Source organism: Empedobacter sp. UBA5036 (genome assembly GCF_002415215.1).
GTDB lineage: Bacteria > Bacteroidota > Bacteroidia > Flavobacteriales > Weeksellaceae > Empedobacter > Empedobacter falsenii_B.
Genome location: NZ_DICC01000029.1, coordinates 37962 through 53615 on the forward strand (window position 1 = coordinate 37962; position 15654 = coordinate 53615).

Consider the following 15654-nt stretch of genomic DNA (forward strand, 5'->3'; position numbering starts at 1 on the left):
ATAATTTAATTTTTAGAATTGTAACTTAAGATTCATACCATAAGTTCTTGTAGATGGTAAAGACCCTCCTTCAATACCTTGTATATTTCCAGAACCATAAGAAGCCATTTCAGGATCAAATCCTTTTTTATCTAATCCCCATGTAGCTAAGTTTCTACCAAATGCAGATACAGTAACGTTAGCAAAAGGCCCTGCCCATTTTTTAGGGAAAGTATACGATAAAGTTACTTCACGTAATTTGATGTAGTCTGCATCAAAAACATTTCGGCTATCTACACCATTATAATATGCTTTATAATAATCGTAAGCAGAAACTTCAGTTGTGTTTTTAACATATGATTTTGTTCCTTCATCCCACATTACACCATCTGCAACAACTCCATTCTCACGAACTCCATTAGCCGCGGTTTCTTCTAACATTCCAGAGTACATTCCCCACATATGTGAAGTAGAGAAGAATTTACCTCCTTTTTGAATATCAATTAATGCAGATAAAGAAACCCCTTTGTATGTAAATGTATTTCGGATACCCATGTTATAATCAGGAATAATTGATCCTAAATTCTTAACTTCAGATTTTTCATAGAATCCATTTGCATCTACTACTTTATTACCTTGATCATCATAAACAAAGTCTGTACCTCTTAACTGTCCATACTGTTGACCAGATAAAGCCCAAAGTTGAACACTAAATGGAGCATTAGTTAAGTTATACGAATCAATCTCATCAGAAATTTTTCCAACATTATTGTTATTCTTCGCAAAGTTCCAAGTTACTCTCCACTCAAAATCTTGATTTCTTAATGGAACGATATTTACTAATGCTTCTACACCTTCGTTAGTCATTTCTCCAGCATTTAACCATTTGTATCCATATCCTGTTGACCATGAATGTTGAACCGGCACTAATAAATCTGTACGTTTTTCGTTGTAATAAGTCACATCAAAACCGAAACGATTATTGAACATAGATGCCTCAATACCTACCTCCCAAGTATCTTTAATCTCAGGTTTTAATAATGGATTTAACTTAGTATTTGATTGAATAAACGTCGGTGTACCATTAAAGTTGATATTTGAAACTAAAACATCTCTTGTTTGGAATTCTGTTAAATCCGATGATACTTGCGAAACCCCAGCTCTTACTTTACCAAAATTTAACCAACTTGGTTTAAATACTTCAGAAAACACAAAACTCCCTGTTACAGATGGATAAAAGTAACTGTTATTTATTACAGGTAAAGTTGAAAACCAATCATTACGACCAGTTGCTTCTAAGAATAGCATATTCTTATATCCCAAAGAAACCATTCCATAAATAGAATTTACTTCTACAGTTGCTCTATTATTTGATGTTGTAGGGTTATCTAAACTATTTGTAATAAAATAATAATTAGGAACTACTAATCCTCCATTTGTTGAGGATGATAATCTACTTGATGTTCTGTGTCTTCTATTTACTCCTACAAATGAGTTTAAAGAAAAATCTCCCCATTTTTTATCAAAATGTAAACGCCCTTCATAATTCATTTCAGTAAACTTGTAATAGTCTTCTCCATATCCAGACATTGCCTGAGAGCCTACCGCTACACGCTCAGATATTTGCATATCATAAGTATCCCCCATTACATTTGCAACAGCATAAAGTCCTGGTGCGATGTCATATTTAAACTCTACATTTCCATAAAAACGATCTCTTTTATCTTTTGATGTATTTTCATTCACTACCCAGTATGGATTATCAGAATATGCAGGAGTTCCATCATCCCAAGATGTTCTATTCCAAGAACGTTGGTTACCATTCGCTAATTTATAATCTTTTAATTTATTATAATCCAATTGTCTTTGCCCCCATTGGAACATTTTTTGAGCTACTGAGTTATCTCCATATCCAACCTCTGGTCTATTGAAACCGTCAGTTCTAGTATAAGTTAAATTAGTTGTTACAGTAAATACATCACTAAATTTATTTGATAAGTTAATACTTGCTGTCGTTTTCTTTAAACTAGAATTTGGAACGATACCTGTTTGGTTAACATTAGATAACGAAACTCTTAAATTAGTAGCCTCATAAGATTTTGCAAACGATACACTATTCGTATATGCGACTCCTGTATTAAAAAATGACTTTACATCATTTTTTGAAGCTCTCCAAGGCGTTGTTTTCATGTAATCGCTAGCAAATTCAGGATCAAAAGCATACCATTGTAAAACTTCTTGATTGTTAAATCTTGGTCCCCAAGATTCATCTGTAGCATAATCTACAATTTGATAATCTTTACCTCCAATATTTACAGTTTCAAAGGTATCAGAAGCTCCACCCCCATATAAACTTTGTAATTTTGGAATTTGGTTAATAGACTCAAAAGCAACACCTGTATTTACAGTAATTTCTTCTCTACCTTTTTTACCAGATTTTGTTTTGATCATAATTACCCCATTCACAGCTCTAGCTCCATATAAAGCTGAAGCAGGTCCACCTTTTAGTACATTGATAGATTCTACGTCATCTGGATTAATATCAAAAGCTCCATCACCATAATCACGTCCTCCAGCACCACGTTGCGTATTACTGTCATTAACATTATTATTAGCTAATGGAATACCATCAATAACTATTAATGGCCTGTTTTCTCCTGTAATAGATCCAATACCTCTTAAAGTAATACGAGTAGATCCTCCTAAAGAAGAAGGTGCTGTAATCTGAGCTCCAGCTACGTTCCCTGATAAAGATTGTAATGCATTACTTCCTCTACCTGCTTGAATAACATCTCCTTTTACCTCTTGAGATGCATATCCTAATGATCTTTTATCACGAGTAATTCCTAATGCTGTTACTACAGCCCCTTCTAACTCTACCGTTTCAGAAGGCTTAAGAGTTACTTTATATTCTGAACCTGCACCAACTGCGAAACTCTGAGTTGGTAACCCCATCGCTTCCACTGTTACTAAATCTCCTTGCTTAGCTTCAATACTAAATACTCCATTTTCGTCAGTATAAGCTTCTTTTCCTGATGTTGTTTTTACTACAGCATCAGCAACTGGAAGTCCATCAGAGTCTGTTACAGTTCCTGTAACAGTCTTTTCTTGCGCATATAAAGAAGCTCCTAAAAGAAGTCCTCCTAATACAAACAAGTTTTTTAAATTTCTCCTCATCTGTTAAAACATTTTTAAAACTATTATAAACTTAAGATTTCTCTAACATTTACAAAACTTTTTTATGCTAAATTTTGATAACTTTGTTAAAAAAATAAAAAATTGTATAAAGTTTTATCAAATCACGAATACGAAATAGGTTGTGATGAAGCAGGAAGAGGTTGTTTAAGTGGTCCTGTCGTTGCAGCAGCCGTTATTTTAGGAGAAAATTTTGAAAACGATATTATTAATGATTCAAAACAATTATCTGAAAAGAAAAGAAATTCGTTGAGAACATTTATAGAAGAAAATGCTAAATATTGGGCAATTGGAATTGTTTGGCCAAATGAAATTGACGAAATAAATATCTTAAATGCTAGTTTTTTAGCTATGCACAGAGCAATTGATCAATTAGATTGTCAGAAAGATTTGATTGTTGTTGATGGAAATCGTTTTAATAAATACCATGATGTCCCACACGAATGTATTGTAAAAGGTGATTCTAAATATATGAATATTGCGGCAGCATCTATTTTAGCAAAAACGTATCGGGATGAATATATGGAAAAAATCCATGAAGAATTTCCAATGTACGATTGGAAAAAAAACAAAGGTTACCCGACAAAAGCTCATCGTTTAGCTATAAAAGAATTTGGAGCTACTCCTTATCATAGGATGACATTTAAGTTATTACCAGATCAATTAAGTTTAGATTTATAGAAAATAAAAACGAGAGCATTATATAAATGTTCTCGTTTTATATATATAATATAACGTTATTCTAAATCCTCACAACATCTGGAACTAATATCTCATATTTCCCTCCGTTTCGCATGACATCACGAACAATACTTGAACTGATGTAAGCTTTACCAGAAGATGTTAATAAAAAGATTGTTTCGATATTATGATTTGTAATTGCTCGGTTTGTGTGCGCAATCGCTTTCTCAAATTCGAAATCGGCTGGATTACGAAGTCCACGTAAAATAAATTGTGCATTTACTTTATCACAAAAATCTACAGTCAGACCTTTATAAGCAATCACTTCTACATTTTCGAATTTCGCAACCGAATCTTCAATAAACTTAATTCTTTGCTCCAAAGAAAACATATAATTCTTCGATGAATTTGTTCCAATAGCAACAATAATTTTGTCAAATAAAGGAACTGCACGCTCTATAATATCTAAATGTCCTAAAGTAATTGGATCAAAAGACCCAGGAAATACGGCTACTCTATCCATGCTGAAGGTCTATTTAAAGCAAATTCTATTTCACTATCCATCAAATCCTCTAATGCAATTCCTGAATGAGCAGCTTGCTGAGGAAAAATACTTGCAGGAGAAAAACCTGGTAACGTATTCATTTCAATAAAATGCGGTTCTCCATTTACAATAATATATTCTGAACGAGAAAATCCAGACATATTAATACATTTATATGCTTTAGCAGCAATTTCTCTTACTCTTGCTTCAACTTCTGGCGTTAAACGAGCTGGAGTAATTTCGTCAGATAAACCGTTATATTTTGCATCATAATCAAAAAATTCTGTGTGCGAAACAATTTCCGTAATTCCCAACACCATTGTTTCTCCTTTGTAATTTAAAACTCCGACCGAAACCTCTGTTCCATCTAAGAAAGATTCAATCAAAACTTCTTTATCTTCAAGAAAAGCTTTTTGCATTGCTGCCTCAAATTCTTCTTCTTTATGAACTTTCGAAATTCCTAAACTTGATCCTGAACGATTTGGTTTTACGAAACAAGGTAAACCGACTTGATCGATAATTTCTTTTGCAGAATATTGATCACCTTGATTAATATAAATAGATTTCGCGTGTGGAATTCCATATTTACTCAATACTGCAATACAATCTTTTTTATTAAATGTTAAGGCAGATTGATAAAAAGGACAACCATTATAAGGCATTCCAATCATTTCAAAATACGCTTGCAAATAACCATCTTCTCCTGGCGTACCATGAATTGTATTAAAAACGACATCAAACGTAATTTTTTTTCCATTCTTTTGAAATGAGAAATCACCTTTATTGATTGGATATTTTTCGCCATCAATTTCGGCAAACCAACCTTCTTTTAAGATTCGAACCCTTGTTCTGTCGTACTTTTCTGGATTTAGACTTGAGTAAATTAACTCGCAACTTTTCAACGAAATCACGCTTTCATCCGTATATCCACCTGCTACAACTGCTACTCTTAACATGTTTAATTTAAAATTTATTCAAATATAGAACTTTGACATCAATCATAAATATTATTTTTAAACTATATTTGTGCGACAATTTATCATTTCAATGAAAGGAGTAAAATCAATCATTCAAGTTTTGCTGAATGTAGCTATTGTAATAGCACTATCATTTGGGCTTTACCATTTTATTTTTAACGTTTGGTTAGATTCGTATACAAATCACAATGAATTTGTTGAAGTTCCGGATTTATCTAAAATGAATATTACTGATGCTACAGCTAAGTTAGAAGAACTTGGTTTGACATACGAAGTAGATAGTTCTCGTTTTGATCCAAATACGAAACCTTTTGCAATTATGGATTTTTATCCAGCAGCAGAATCACGTGTAAAAGAAGGTCGTCGTATCTTTATTAAATCAAATCCGAAAACATATCGCCCAGTTGAATTACCAGATTTAATTGGAAAATCAAAACGTTTGGCTTTTACACAATTAGAAATCTCTGGCCTTAAAATCGGAAAAATAATTTACGAACCAGATTTAGCAAAAGACGCGGTTCTAAAAATATTATACAACGGAAAAATTGTAAAAGCAGGCGAACAATTACCTCGTTTTGCAACAGTTGATTTGGTATTAGGACGCGGAATGTTATCTGGTGTTAGAATGCCTAATTTGGTTAATTTAACGTTGACAGAAGCTAAAAAATCAATCAAAGATAATTTCTTCGAGATTGGTCAAATCAAATTTATTGGAGCTTCTCATGACACAATCAACGCAAGAGTTGTTTATCAGTTCCCATTTGCTACGGATACTTACGATCAAGGTCAACCAATTGATATTTGGTTATCAACAGAACCTCGCGATAAAATTAGAACGCAGTTAAAAGAATTAGATATTCAGTACAAAAACTTTGGCGAAGATACAATTAGCGGTTCTCAATATAGAGATATTATAACACAAAAAGCTGAACAGCAGATCAAAGATATGCAACAACAAAATAATCAGCCTACAGAGCAACAAAAGCCTACAGAAGCGCCTAAAGCCCCGGAAGAGGTTATTATAGAATAGAAAGAGAATAAATGACAGAAGATTTAGAAGATTTCTTACAAGAGGAAGACAACAATAAACTATACGAGCATTTTTCAATAACGGTTGACAAAGGTCAATCGTTATTGCGTATAGATAAGTTCTTAATGGTTAGAATTGAGAACGCGACAAGAAATAAAATTCAACAAGCAGCCGATAACGGAAACATTTTAGTGAACAATGAATCTGTAAAATCGAATTACAAAGTAAAGCCTGGAGATTTTATTCAGATTATGTTAGAAACTCCTCCACGTGAGAATGAAGTTATAGCAGAAGATATTCCGATCAAAATTATTTACGAAGACGATCAAGTTGTCGTAATTGATAAAGAACCTGGAATGGTTGTGCATCCTGGACATGGAAATTACACAGGCACTTTGGTAAATGCCCTAAAGTTTCATTTTGATAATTTACCATCAATGTCAGATCAAATGGAGCGTCCTGGTTTAGTACATCGTATCGATAAAGACACAAGCGGACTTTTGGTTATTGCAAAAACAGAAGTTGCGATGACAAGTTTAGCAGAGCAATTTGCAGCTCACACCACAGACCGTTTGTACAATGCTTTGGTTTGGGGAGTTTTGGCGGAACAAGAAGGAACAATTACAGGACATATTGGTCGACACTTAAAAGATCGTATGCAAATGGCAGTTTTTCCTGACGGAGATCAAGGTAAACATGCTGTGACACATTATAAAGTAATGGAGAATTTTTCTTACGTTACATTGGTCGAATGTAAATTAGAAACAGGTCGTACACACCAAATTCGTGCACATTTTAAACATTTGGGACATCCATTATTCAATGATGCTCGTTATGGTGGAGATCGCATTTTGAAAGGAACAACATTCAACAAATACAAACAGTTTGTTGACAATTGTTTCGCAGCTTGTCCACGCCAAGCTTTACACGCACGTACATTAGGATTTGATCATCCTACAACAGGAGAACGTATGTATTTCGAATCTCCGATGCCTGCTGATATGATAGATATTTTAGAACGTTGGAGAAATTATTCGGTAAACTCTGTACATGCTACAGAACCTGATGAAAAAATTGATCGCAACGCAAAAGAAATGGAATAGAATTATTTTTTAATTATAAAGCACTTCGACGGAAGTGCTTATCTATTTCTATATAAAAACTTACACGATTTTAATCAATGAATTTTTCAGAATTAAATATAATTGAACCAATTTTAAAAGCAATTGAAGAGGCTGGATATACAGAACCAACCGAAATACAAGAGCAATCTATTCCTTTAGTTTTAGAAGGAAATGACATTATTGGTTGTGCACAAACAGGAACAGGAAAAACAGCATCTTTTGCGATTCCTATTCTACAAAACTTAACAAATTCTCCGAGTAAAGGAAGAAAAATTAGAACATTAATTTTAACACCGACGCGTGAATTAGCCATTCAAATCAACGAAAGTTTTAAATTGTATGGTAAAAATTTACCGTTAAAACATTTGGCGATTTTTGGAGGTGTTAATCAAAATCCACAAATTGGAGCCATCAAAAATGGTGTTGATATTTTAATTGCAACGCCTGGTCGTTTGTTAGATTTGATTGGACAAGGACATTTAAAAATTAATCAAATAGAGATTTTTGTTTTAGATGAAGCCGATCGCATGTTGGATATGGGATTTGTTCATGAAATCAAAAAGATTTTAGAAATCATTCCAAAAGAAAGACAATCACTTTTCTTTTCGGCAACAATGCCAAAAAACATACGAAAATTTTCTCATTCAGTTCTTAGTCGTCCAAAAGAAGTTAGCGTAACACCTGTTTCTTCTACTGCCGAAACGGTTGAGCAATTTGTTTATCATGTAGACAAAGACATGAAAGTAAAACTTTTGGTTAGCATTTTAAACGAACATCCAGAAGATCGTACTTTGATTTTTACACGTACAAAACATGGTGCAAATCGTTTGGTTAGACACTTGGAAAAGGCTGGAATTCCAGCTGCTGCAATTCATGGTGATAAATCTCAAAATGCTAGACAACGTGCCTTGAATGATTTCAAAGAAGAAAAATTAAAAGTATTAATTGCCACTGATATTGCTGCTCGTGGAATCGATATTGATCAATTACCTTATGTGATCAATTACGAGTTACCGAATGTTCCTGAAACATATGTACACCGAATTGGACGTACTGGTCGTGCGGGACGCGAAGGAAAAGCTATTTCTTTATGTGCTGCCGATGAAAGAGGAGATTTGGCGAATATTGAAAAATTAATTGGTAATTATGTGACGGTGATTAAAACGCCAAAAGAGTTTTATAAATTACCTGACGCGAATAGTAACAATAATAATTTCAAGAAAAATAATACTGGTTTTAAACCCAAAAAAGATACAAAAACAAAGAATCCTCATCGAGGAAGAAGAAAATAATTTATAAAAAAATCACTTCGAAATGAAGTGATTTTTTTTTCTTTATAGATAAATTGAAATTATTTCTCTTCTGCATATTTATCTACAATCATGCTCAATGCACCATCAGTTGTAATGTTACACGCTGTTCCGAAGCTATCTTGTAATGCGAAAATAGTCAAGATTAAAGCAACTCCAGCTTCATCAAATCCTAAAACATTTGATATTAATCCTAACGAAGCGACAACTGTTCCTCCCGGAACTCCAGGAGCACCAACTGCAAAAACGCCTAAAAGCAAGACAAAAGTTACCATTGTTCCAACATCTGGAATATGACCGTACAATACTTGCGAAACCGTCATTACAAAGAAAACTTCTGTCAACACTGAACCACATAAATGTGTATTCGAGAAAAATGGAATCGTAAAATTAGAAATCGTAGGTTTAATTACCTTACTATCATTCACCGCTTTTACAGCAACCCCCAAAGACGCCGCCGAAGACATTGTTCCAACTGCCGTTAAATAAACAGGTGGATAATATTTTAAAAGTTTGAATGGATTTGTTTTATGATAAAATCCTGCGATTGTATACATTAATGTCATCCAAATAAAATGACCAACAATAACAATCAAAATTACTTTTAAGAAAACTGGTAATTGTTTTTCAATAGAGCCTTCGTAACTTAAAATTGCAAAATTCGCAGCAATAAAAAAAGGTAAAATAGGGATCAAAACTTTATTTACCAAAAGAATCACAATGTCTTTGAATTGGTCAAAAATCTTTTCTAATTCCTTCGCTTTTGTAATCAAAATTCCCATTCCCAACATCAACGAAATAACCAGCGCTGTAATCACCGAAAAAATTGGTGGAATATCTAATTGAAATAAAATTTTTGGAACTTCTCGCAACGAATCAACAGAAATTGGAATGGATAAATTTGGAATGATTTGATAACCTGCTATCATCGAAAACAACCCCGCTCCTATCGAAGACAAATATGCAATTAACAATGAAAAACCTACGATTTTAGCTGAACCTTCGCTTAATTTCGTAATTGAAGAAACAATAAAACCAATCACAATTAACGGAACCAAAAAGAAGATTAATTGTCCTGTAAAATATTTTAAGGATAGAACAACTTGAATTGTATTTTCGTTCAGATAAATTCCTAAAACCAAACCGGCAATCACACCCAAAAGCAATCGAAATAATGTATTGCTCGCAATCTTTTTTAACATTTGACACAAAATTTGCGACAAATATAAACTCTATTAATTTAATAGACTAAATATGTTTTAGAAAATATTTTAAATCTTTGAAATTATATGAATTAAAAAAAGTTCAAAATAAAAAGAACATTGTCACTCTGAGCCTGTCGAAGAGTCTTTTCTATTTTTTGATAATAAAGGTAAATCTTCAAATCTATTATTAATTAAAGCTTCTTTTTTAGCTCTACTCCAACCTTTCAATTTCTTCTCAAAAATTATTGCATAGTTTACGTCTAAAAATTCTTGATTAAAAACTAGTTCAACTGGTCTTCTCGAAAAAGTATAACTCATAGAATCTATTCCATCGTTATGCTCATTAATTCTTTTTTGGAGATTATTTGTCACCCCTACATAATACGAATTGTCAGAACATTTTATAATGTAGACATAATATATTTTTCTCATAAACAAAGCTTTATTCTTCGACAGGCTCAGAATGACCGCAGTATTATTTTATAATCTTTTTATGTCACTCTGAACTTGTCGAAGAATTATTATTTTAACACTCCTCTCTCACAAACTGAATTGCCAAATTAAGTGCATTATTCGAAACAATTTTGATGAAATCTTCTCGATCTAAATAGGGATAAAAATATTTTTTATTCCATGTTGAATGACCATTTGTAATCGAAATCCAAACTGTTCCAACCTCTTTTCCATCTTCACCTTTATTTGGACCAGCGACACCAGTTGTAGAAATACTAATATCCGTTTTTAATTGATTTCGAACACCTTTTGCCATTTGTTCAGCAACTTGTTCCGAAACTACTGTAAATTCATCAATATCAGATTGATTCACATTTAGCAAATTTACTTTTACCGAAGTGTCGTATGAAACTATTGTTCCAAAATAATAAGCAGAACTTCCCGAAACAGAAGTGATCAAACTTGCTATATTTCCTCCAGTACAACTTTCGGCAGTCGAAATTGTCAATCCTTTTTCTTTTAAAATATCACCCAAAATTTGCTGCGCATTTCCTGAATTTTCAGAAACTAGAAATTCTCCTGCAATTAATTTGAATTGATTGATTTGATGCTGAATTTCATTTTGTAAAAATTCTTTATCTGTTCCAAACGCTGAAAATCGTAAATCAATAGAAGTTCGATTCGGTAAATACGCCAAATGAATAAATTCGGGCAAATTATTTTCCCAATCTTCTAACAAAATTGCTAAATCACTTTCAGGAATTCCACTTATCAAAATATCACGATGAACAATAGTTTCTGATTGAAATTGGTTTTGTAATCTTTGAATAATTTCATCGCGCATCAAACCTTTCATTTCAAAAGGAACACCTGGCAAATTGATGATGATTTTATCATTAATAGTAGTCCAAAGACATGGCGCCGTTCCGTATTTGTTCTGAATAAATGTAGATTTTTCTGGAATTAAAGCTTGATCTTGATTCAGACTATTTAATTCTTTTGTGTAACCTCTTGTTTGAAATAATTGAACAATATTCTCTAAAATTTTTGGTTCTTGAATTAATTCACAATCTAAAAATTGACACAAAGCTACTTTGGTTTTATCATCTTTTGTCGGTCCTAAACCTCCTGTAACAATTACAATATCTGATTTAGAAATTCCTCGTTCGAAAGCTTCAATAATATGATTCATTTCGTCTTGAACAGAAATAATTTCTTCCACTTCAATCCCAATCGTATTCAATTGTTTGGCGATAAATGCCGAATTTGTATCCACAATTTGTCCGATAAGAATTTCATCACCAATTGTGAGTAATGTCGCTTTAATTTTCATACACAAAAAAACTTGCTTAAAGTTAAGCAAGTTTGATTTCATTATTTATATGATTTTATTTTCTATCTACACCTTGATTATGTAATTCGCGCTGTTTTTGATTATCCTCTTCAATCATTCTCATAAATTCTGAATAGGATACCTTTTGTAACTTATTATTTATTGTAAAAATTGGTGCTTTTTTTAATTCTTTTTTCTTTGTCGCATTCCATGAAATCATCACTTCTACATCATCTTTCGTGTATTTATAATGCAATTCTAAAATCAAACCTTTTGTACCATAATATTTATCTGGCGAATATGACTAAGGAATTAAAGGCGCATACCAAGCAATAACATCAACATCTTTGTATTTCCCGATTGCTTCTTTGGTTTCGATTCCAAGAATAGTTTTACTTTTTCCAGTATCAGTAAAATTTACATAATTCAGCGAATCATAAATGATCATTTTCTTTACAAACAAATCTGTTTCATTGTAAAAAACTTTCTCTTTGTAATCAAAAATTGGTTTTTCTCCTATATCTGGACTAATTCCCATTGAGCCTCCTTGTGCTTGTTGAGAATTATCTATTTTTTGAATATTTACTGATTGACTTTGAGTTTTATTATAGGAAAATTGATAATTAATCGAAGGAATATTTTTAGACATTTCTAAAACTTCGTCTCTTTGTTTTTGATCTGGATAATATTGCTTCATCTCTTCTAAAGCTTTATCCGTAAAATGAATTTGAGGTTTTACTTCAAAATCTATTTCATAAAATTGTGCTTGTACAAAACTTGAAATGAGAATGATTAGTGTTAATAGCTTTCTCATATTTATTTTTTATCAATTCCTTGAGTGTTATTATACATTTCGTTACGTTTCTTGTTGGCTTCGTCATAAATTTTTGCTATTTCTTGTTGAGATACAATAGGTAATTTTGAAGCTTTATCAGCTTTAAGAGGATTTTTGAATTTATATTTTTTTACATTTGGTTGAATAGCTTCTACACGAATAATATTATCCATTCGTCCAACTTTTTCACTTTCAACAAATAAATTCATCTCTAAAACAAATCCTTCAATTGGTTTTACATTTATCGGCATAAAATCAAAATCAATTTCTTTGGTATACCATGCTTCTACTTTATATTTTTTAAAATCAGAAGTTGCTTTATAAACTTTATAACCCAATATTTCTTTTGTTTCGTTTGAATATTCCCAAACTAACTCTTCTATTGGATTTTTGACAATATATTTTTTACCGTAAACATCTTCTTCTTTATAATTTTCATTCAATCTAAAATCTGAATATGTCACTCCTAAAGGCAGTCCTACAACTGATTTTTTAATTTCTCCCTGATAATTTTGATCGTTATTAATTTTTTCTTGTTCAACAGAATTTTGCTCATTTTTAGAAGAATAAATTAAAAAATCTATTGGTTTTGGATTTTCATTCTGTTCAATATTCCATTTTCTTTGTTCTTCATTTTTAATATCTGAAAAAACTTTTTCAATATATTCTGAAGTATACTTTGTATGATGTTTAAATCTTACTTTCACTTCATAAACTTGCGCTTGCGCAAAACTTGAAAAAATGATAATTAGTGTTAAGAAGTTTTTCATAATTGTAATTTATATTTTAAAAATAAAAAAAAAGTTACAAATCATTGCAACTCTTCTAAATATTAAATTTAAATTATTTTTATAAAATATGTTTCTCAGCGTGGTAAGAAGAACGAACCAATGGTCCAGATTCTACATGACGGAATCCTAATCCACGAGCGAAATCTTCGTATTTTTTGAATTGTTCTGGCGTGATAAATTCTTTCAAAGGTAAATGTTTTTTCGTTGGTTGTAAATATTGACCAATTGTAATGACATCTACATTTGCATCAGCAACTTCCTGAATTGTTTCAAAAACTTCGTCTTCAAACTCACCTAAACCAAGCATAATTCCAGTCTTTGTACGATGTTGACCTGCTTCTTTTGCATAACGTAAAACTTCTAACGAACGATCATATTTCGCCTGAATACGAACTTCGCGCGTTAAACGACGAACCGTTTCCATATTATGAGAAAGTACTTCTGGAGCAGCTTCTACAATACGATCGATGTGTTTTTCGATTCCTTGAAAATCTGGAATCAAAGTTTCCATCGTTGTTCCTGGGCTAATTCTACGAACAGCGTGTATTGTTTCTGCCCAAATAATAGAACCCATATCTTTTAAATCATCACGGTCAACAGAAGTTAAAACCGCATGTTTTATTTGCATTAATTTGATAGAACGCGCTACTTTTTCAGGTTCTGCCCAATCCACTTGATCTGGACGACCAGTTTTTACGCCACAAAAACCACAAGAACGTGTACACACATTTCCCAAAATCATAAATGTTGCTGTTCCTTCACCCCAACATTCGCCCATATTAGGACAACTTCCACTTTGGCAAATTGTGTTCAATTTATATTTATCAACTAAACCTCTTAATTCACGATGTTTTTTCCCTGTAGGCAATTTTACACGCAACCATTCAGGTTTTTTTACTCTTCCATCTGGTAATAGCTCAACACTCATACATTACTTTTCTGATTGGCTAATTTACAATTTATTTTTCTAAAATAAATTCAATTGTTGCGATTCTAATTCCAACAAAAATTGTTTACGTTTCTTTCCGCCTGCATATCCAGTTAACGAACCATCTGAGCCAATTACGCGATGACAAGGTACTACAATTGCAATTTTATTCTTTCCATTCGCATTTGCAACTGCTCGTATCGCTAATAAATCTCCAACAGCTATCGATTGATCTTTGTATGATCTTGTTTCTCCAAACGGAATTTTGATTAATTCGTTCCAAACTTTTTTCTGGAAATCTGTTCCAATCAAATCAAGCGGAATGGTAAACACTTTTAAATTCCCTTCAAAATAATCGTTCAATTCATTTTCTAAACGGTTCAAAACCTCATCTTCTTTTTCTAAAATATCACCCAAGTTTTCTATTTCTTTGAGTTGTTTTTCGGTCGATTTTCCATCAAAAAACTCTAACATACAAAGTCCTTTTTCCGACTTTATTGCAAGCATTTCTCCAAGAGGTGTTTGTATTTTTTTTGAGTGAAACATTTTATAAAATTTTAGTTGAAAGTTAGAAAAATATAGTCGTAATTTGGTATCAAATTTGTTGTTAAAAATATCATAAAATTAATTTATGAAAAAATCTATATTCGCGAGTATTTTCGCATCCTTCATTATATTCTCTTGCCAATCAAAAGGTGTTCAACAAGAACAAAAAAACAATAGTATTGATAATGCTATTCCTGCTATTGTAGCTATGGCAGAACATAATTCTAAAAACTCTTTGAATTGGGCTGGAAAATATGAAGGAATTTTACCTTGTGCCGATTGCGAAGGAATAAAATATATTGTTGAATTGAAAAAAGATGGTAACTTTTTTATTGAGCAAGAATATTTAGGAAAAGAAACAGTTTATCAAGACGAAGGATTTTATAAATGGGATGCTTCTGGAAATGTTTTACATTTAAATTCTAATGTAAATCCATTAGTGTTGAAAGTTGAAGAAAATAGATTGAAAGTTTTGGATCAACAAGGAAAAGAAATTACAGGAAATTTGAAAGATAAATACATCTTGAAAAAGACTAAATAATAAAAAATAAAAGGCAATCTCGATTACGGATTGCCTTCTATTTTTGAAATTATGGTAGTATCTTACTAACAGCGTAAGTTGCAACGTTATTCTGAAGATATTTTGAGCCCTCAAAGCCCAAAAAATATTTTCGGAAATAACTTTTTATTACTTTTAACATTACATAGCCAATATCGACACAA

The 15654-nt window shown here is 32.0% G+C and carries 16 protein-coding genes; 5 read left to right on the top strand and 11 right to left on the bottom strand.

Annotated features, from left to right (window positions below; all coding sequences use genetic code 11):
- Positions 1-12: 12 nt before the first annotated feature.
- On the bottom strand, positions 13-3156 hold the full coding sequence (locus tag B4J88_RS05410; RefSeq protein ID WP_291066734.1) for a SusC/RagA family TonB-linked outer membrane protein: 3144 nt from the start codon (positions 3154-3156) through the stop codon (positions 13-15).
- Positions 3157-3258: 102 nt separating this feature from the next.
- Here B4J88_RS05410 and B4J88_RS05415 point away from each other — a divergent pair, with 102 nt between their 5' ends.
- Entirely contained in the window at positions 3259-3855 is a 597-nt protein-coding gene (locus tag B4J88_RS05415; RefSeq protein WP_291066736.1) for a ribonuclease HII, read from the top strand.
- A 61-nt stretch (positions 3856-3916) separates the two neighbouring features.
- Here B4J88_RS05415 and coaD read toward each other — a convergent pair whose 3' ends face one another.
- On the bottom strand, positions 3917-4378 hold the full coding sequence (gene coaD / locus B4J88_RS05420; protein ID WP_280050987.1) for a pantetheine-phosphate adenylyltransferase: 462 nt from the start codon (positions 4376-4378) through the stop codon (positions 3917-3919).
- Entirely contained in the window at positions 4366-5355 is a 990-nt protein-coding gene (locus B4J88_RS05425) for a D-alanine--D-alanine ligase (protein ID WP_291066737.1), read from the bottom strand. Before B4J88_RS05425 ends, coaD begins: the two co-directional genes overlap by 13 nt.
- Before the next feature lie 91 nt (positions 5356-5446).
- Between B4J88_RS05425 and B4J88_RS05430 the strand changes: the two genes are divergently transcribed.
- The 3 genes from B4J88_RS05430 (at position 5447) to B4J88_RS05440 (ending at position 8822) form a co-directional block, all read left to right on the top strand.
- Positions 5447-6406, top strand: a complete 960-nt coding sequence (locus B4J88_RS05430) for a PASTA domain-containing protein (RefSeq protein ID WP_291066738.1) — start codon at positions 5447-5449, stop codon at positions 6404-6406.
- 11 nt (positions 6407-6417) lie between these two features.
- Complete coding sequence (locus B4J88_RS05435) at positions 6418-7509, top strand: RluA family pseudouridine synthase (protein WP_038331881.1); 1092 nt, start codon at positions 6418-6420, stop codon at positions 7507-7509.
- Positions 7510-7586: 77 nt separating this feature from the next.
- Entirely contained in the window at positions 7587-8822 is a 1236-nt protein-coding gene (locus B4J88_RS05440) for a DEAD/DEAH box helicase (protein WP_291066741.1), read from the top strand.
- A gap of 59 nt (positions 8823-8881) precedes the next feature.
- On the opposite strand, the gene B4J88_RS05445 is transcribed toward B4J88_RS05440, so the two are convergent.
- The 8 genes from B4J88_RS05445 to B4J88_RS05480 form a co-directional block, all read right to left on the bottom strand.
- Positions 8882-10042 carry a dicarboxylate/amino acid:cation symporter gene (locus tag B4J88_RS05445; RefSeq protein WP_115001545.1) on the bottom strand — a complete coding sequence of 387 codons (1161 nt, stop codon included), beginning with the start codon at positions 10040-10042 and terminating at the stop codon, positions 8882-8884.
- A 123-nt stretch (positions 10043-10165) separates the two neighbouring features.
- Positions 10166-10477, bottom strand: coding sequence for a GIY-YIG nuclease family protein (locus B4J88_RS05450; protein WP_038331876.1), 312 nt, complete (start codon positions 10475-10477; stop codon positions 10166-10168).
- A gap of 94 nt (positions 10478-10571) precedes the next feature.
- Entirely contained in the window at positions 10572-11831 is a 1260-nt protein-coding gene (locus tag B4J88_RS05455) for a CinA family nicotinamide mononucleotide deamidase-related protein (protein WP_180905061.1), read from the bottom strand.
- Positions 11832-11886: 55 nt separating this feature from the next.
- Positions 11887-12099 (bottom strand): hypothetical protein, encoded by a 213-nt coding sequence (locus B4J88_RS05460; protein ID WP_115001551.1) that lies wholly within the window; start codon positions 12097-12099, stop codon positions 11887-11889.
- 36 nt (positions 12100-12135) lie between these two features.
- Positions 12136-12645: a GLPGLI family protein gene (locus B4J88_RS05465; RefSeq protein ID WP_291066744.1), complete on the bottom strand. Its 510-nt coding sequence runs from the start codon at positions 12643-12645 to the stop codon at positions 12136-12138.
- Between the two features lie 2 nt (positions 12646-12647).
- A complete protein-coding gene (locus B4J88_RS05470) occupies positions 12648-13436 on the bottom strand; it encodes a GLPGLI family protein (RefSeq protein WP_125348637.1) in 789 nt (262 codons plus the stop codon).
- A gap of 79 nt (positions 13437-13515) precedes the next feature.
- Positions 13516-14385, bottom strand: a complete 870-nt coding sequence (lipA, locus tag B4J88_RS05475; RefSeq protein ID WP_125348635.1) for a lipoyl synthase — start codon at positions 14383-14385, stop codon at positions 13516-13518.
- Positions 14386-14424: 39 nt separating this feature from the next.
- Positions 14425-14931, bottom strand: a complete 507-nt coding sequence (locus B4J88_RS05480; RefSeq protein WP_291066747.1) for a methylated-DNA--[protein]-cysteine S-methyltransferase — start codon at positions 14929-14931, stop codon at positions 14425-14427.
- Positions 14932-15016: 85 nt separating this feature from the next.
- Between B4J88_RS05480 and B4J88_RS05485 the strand changes: the two genes are divergently transcribed.
- On the top strand, positions 15017-15472 hold the full coding sequence (locus B4J88_RS05485; protein WP_291066748.1) for a copper resistance protein NlpE: 456 nt from the start codon (positions 15017-15019) through the stop codon (positions 15470-15472).
- Positions 15473-15654: the final 182 nt, after the last annotated feature.